The sequence below is a fragment of the Methylobacterium sp. E-005 genome (assembly GCF_022829725.1).
Lineage (GTDB): Bacteria > Pseudomonadota > Alphaproteobacteria > Rhizobiales > Beijerinckiaceae > Methylobacterium.
On record NZ_JAKSYG010000112.1, the window covers coordinates 1 to 3,728 of the forward strand.

The 3,728-nt window shown below is 70.4% G+C and carries 3 protein-coding genes; all 3 read right to left on the reverse strand.

All coding sequences use genetic code 11. The annotated features are described in order from the left end of the window. Positions 1-225: 225 nt before the first annotated feature. From MKK88_RS13590 to metG, 3 genes are read right to left on the reverse strand one after another with little or no spacing between them, the layout of a single operon-like run. Entirely contained in the window at positions 226-1,029 is an 804-nt protein-coding gene (locus MKK88_RS13590; RefSeq protein ID WP_244000494.1) for an MBL fold metallo-hydrolase, read from the reverse strand. 23 nt (positions 1,030-1,052) lie between these two features. After that, positions 1,053-1,853, reverse strand: coding sequence for a TatD family hydrolase (locus tag MKK88_RS13595; protein WP_244000496.1), 801 nt, complete (start codon positions 1,851-1,853; stop codon positions 1,053-1,055). Positions 1,854-1,868: 15 nt separating this feature from the next. After that, entirely contained in the window at positions 1,869-3,446 is a 1,578-nt protein-coding gene (gene metG / locus MKK88_RS13600; RefSeq protein WP_244000497.1) for a methionine--tRNA ligase, read from the reverse strand. Positions 3,447-3,728: the final 282 nt, after the last annotated feature.

The window sequence follows — 3,728 nt, forward strand, 5'->3', positions numbered from 1 at the left end:
TCATCAGAGGCAAACAGAGTACCGCCCGGCTACTTCGCCGGCCAGTCCCGCCGCTTGTCAGAAGATGGCTCAGCGCCCGGTCCACTTCCGCGGCCGGCGCCGATGAACCGGGGTATAGATCCACCGATCCGAGCCGTCAACAGGCTTCTTGGCCGGGGGATCGATTTTCTTGGACTCTGCCGACGACAGGTGTGTGACGCCCGATTCGCCCCTCGGTTGATAGGTTCAGGCTTCGAGGCTCAGGCTCAGGCCATCATAGGCGGGCACGATGCCGTCCGGCAGGCGCGCGGCCAGGGTCGCGTAATCGAGATCGGTATGCAGATTGGTCAGCACCGCCCGGCGCGGCTTGACCTCGGCAATCAGCGCCAGCGCCTCCGAGACCGAGAAGTGCGTCGGATGTGGCGTGTCCCGCAGGGCGTCGATGATCAGCAGCTCAAGCCCGCGCAGGCGCGCGAGGCTCGCCTCCGGGATCAGGCTGACATCCGGCATGTAGGCTGCCGCGCCGAAACGGAAGCCCAGGGCCGCCTCGTTGCCGTGCTCGACGGGAAGCGCTTCCACCGTGATCGGACCGCCCTCCCCCGGCAGCGACAGGTCGCAGTCGCCGGCCAGTTCGCGCAGGTCGAGGATCGGCGGATAGGCGCTCCCGGGGGGCGTCTCGAAACAGTAGCCGAACCGGGCCGTGAGCAGCGACCGGGTCAGAGCATCGGCGTAGACCGGGATGCGGCCCCGCATGGCGATGACCAGCGGGCGCAGGTCGTCGATCCCGTGGGTGTGGTCGGCATGGGCGTGGGTGTAGAGGACGGCGTCCAAACGGCGTACGTCGGCATCGAGGAGCTGCTCGCGCAGGTCGGGCGAGGTGTCGACCAGCAGCGTGGTCCGCCCCGCTCCCGAGGTCCGCTCCACCAGGATCGAGCAGCGCCGCCGGCGGTTGCGCGGATTCTTCGGATCGCAGGCGCCCCAGCCGCTGCCGACCCGCGGGACCCCGCCGGAGGAACCGCAGCCGAGGATGCGCAGGGTCAGGCTCGCCATCCGGATCTCCCGCTCCTAACCTGTCACGCGGCGCCCGGAGGCATTCCGGCGGCCTTGTCGAACAATCTGAAAAAGTTCGCCGTGGTGATCCGGGCCAATTCCTCCGGGGCGAGCCCCAGGGTCCCGGCCAGGGACCGGGCGGTGTCGGCCGTGTAGGCCGGCTCGTTGGTCCGCCCGCGATGGGGTTCGGGGGCGAGGAACGGCGCGTCGGTCTCCACCAGGATCCGGTCCAGGGGCACGGCCCGGGCGATGGCGCGCAGGTCGTGCGAACGCCGGAAGGTGACGATGCCGGAGAACGACACGTACAGCCCCAGCTCCACCCCGGCCTCGGCCAGCCGGGGGCCGGAGGAGAAGCAGTGCAGCACCGCCCGGAACGGGGCGCGGCCCATCTCGTCGGTCAGCACCCGCTCCATGTGGTCGTCGGCGTCGCGGGCATGGATCACCAGCGGCAGGCCGGTCTCGCGGGACGCCGCGATATGGGCGCGCAGCACCCGCTCCTGCACCGCCTCCGGGGCGGCGTCGGGGTAGTGGTAGTCGAGCCCCGCCTCGCCGATCCCGACGCAGCGCGGGCTGCCCGCAGCGAGGGCCGCGATCGTCTCGGCGGGCACGTCCGGCTCCTCGGCGGCGCCGTCCGGATGGGTGCCGATCGTGTGCCAGATCTCGGGATGGGCCTCGGCGATCGCCCGGTAGGTGTCGGCCCGGGCGACCCGGGTCGAGATCGTGAGCATGCCGGTCACGCCGGCCGCCTTGGCGCGGGCGATCACGCCGGGCAGATCGGCGGAGAAGTCCGGGAAGTCGAGGTGGCAGTGGCTGTCGATGAGCATCGGGACTTCGGGGCTTCAGGCGGCCGGAGCTTCGGGGCGCTCGAAGCGCGGGAAGATCGGCGCGGGGGCCGGGAGCGCCGTGCCGGGCACGAGGCGCCCCCCCTCCCCCACATCGGCGAGCTGGCGCCGGTCGGCGGGCACCGCCAGCAGGTCGAGGAGTTTTTGCGCCGCCCCCGGCACGAAGGGCTGGGTCAGGATGCCGAAGGCGCGCAAGCTCTCCAGCGTCGTGTACAGCACCGCGTTCATCCGGGCGGGATCGGACTTGCGCAGCTTCCACGGCTCCTGGGCCGCGAAGTAGCGGTTGGCCTCGGCGACCACGGCCCAGATCTCGGCCAGGATACCGTGCAGCGCCAGATCGCCCATCAGGGCGCGGGCCCGCTCCGGCAGGGCATCGGCCTGGGCCAAGAGGGCCGTGTCGGCCGCGTCCAGCGAGCCCGGATCCGGCACCGCGCCGTCGCAGTTCTTGGCGACCATCGAGAGCGAGCGCTGAGCGAGGTTGCCGAGATCGTTGGCGAGGTCGGCGTTGATCCGGCCGATGATCGCCTCGTGGCTGTAGCTGCCGTCGCCGCCGAACGGCACCTCGCGCAGCACGAAGTAGCGCACCGGATCGACCCCGTAGGTGTCGGCGAGCTCGAACGGGTCGAGGACGTTGCCGAGCGACTTCGACATCTTCTCGCCCTTGGAGAGCAGGAAGCCGTGGCCGAACACGCGCTTGGGCAAGGGCAGTCCGGCCGACATCAGGAAGGCCGGCCAGTAGACCGCGTGGAACCGGACGATGTCCTTGCCGATGATGTGCAGATCCATCGGCCAGAATTTCTTTTTGGGATTCTCCGCGTCGGGGAAGCCGGTGACCGTCAGGTAGTTGGTCAGCGCATCGACCCACACGTACATCACGTGGTTCGGATGCCCCGGCACCGGCACGCCCCAGTCGAAATTGGTGCGGCTGACCGAGAGGTCCTTGAGGCCGGAGCGCACGAAGCTCGCCACCTCGTTCTTCCGGGTTTCCGGCCCGATGAAGCCGGGCTGCTCCGCGTAGAGCGTCAGCAGCCGGTCCTGGTAGGCGGACAGGCGGAACAGAAAATTCTCCTCCTCCATCCACACGACCGGCGTGTCAGTGGCGAGGCTGCGGCGGCTGCCGTCCTCCAGGAGGCGGGTCTCGGCTTCGTCGTAATAGGCCTCGTCGCGGACCGAGTACCAGCCGGCATACTTGTCCAGGTAGATGTCGCCCTTGGCCTCCATGCGCCGCCAGATCTCCTGGGCGGCTTCGTAATGGCCGGGCTCGGTGGTGCGGATGAAGCGGTCGTAGGCGCAGTCCATCCGGTCGGCCATGGCCTGGAACCGGGCGGCCGTGCCGTCGACGTAGGCGCGCGGCGTGGTGCCGGCCCGGGTGGCGGCCTGCTGGATCTTGAGGCCGTGCTCGTCGGTGCCGGTGGAGAACAGCACGTCGTAGCCGTCGAGCCGGTGGAAGCGCGCGATCGCGTCGGCGGCGATCACCTCGTAGGCGTGGCCGATATGGGGCGCGCCGTTGGGATAGGAGATCGCGGTCGAGAGGCCAAAAGTCTTGTGGGGCTGCGCCGGGGCGTTGGACGTCACGTCTGTGGTGTTCCGGATCATCGCGAAAAGCTGCCCGCGTTGTCGCGCGGCAGCGGCCGGGACGCAACCGGTGCAAGGCCCGCCCGGCACGACCCGGATGCGGCCCCATCCGGACATGCGGCATCGTCCCCGCGCGCCTGTGGCGCCGGGGGCATGGCCCAGGGGACGAACACGCGGGACGCGGGACGCCGCGGGAACCCAGGTGTCGGCCAAAACGCGCGGGATCCGGTCCCCGCGGCGCCCGCGGCATCGACCGGGCATCCGCCCCGATCAACGCCGTCT

Bases quoted from the DNA above. Each gene is read 5' to 3' on its own strand.
- MKK88_RS13590 (WP_244000494.1), bottom strand. From the start codon at position 1,029: ATGGCGAGCCTGACCCTGCGCATCCTCGGCTGCGGTTCCTCCGGCGGG.
- MKK88_RS13595 (WP_244000496.1), bottom strand. From the start codon at position 1,853: ATGCTCATCGACAGCCACTGCCACCTCGACTTCCCGGACTTCTCCGCC.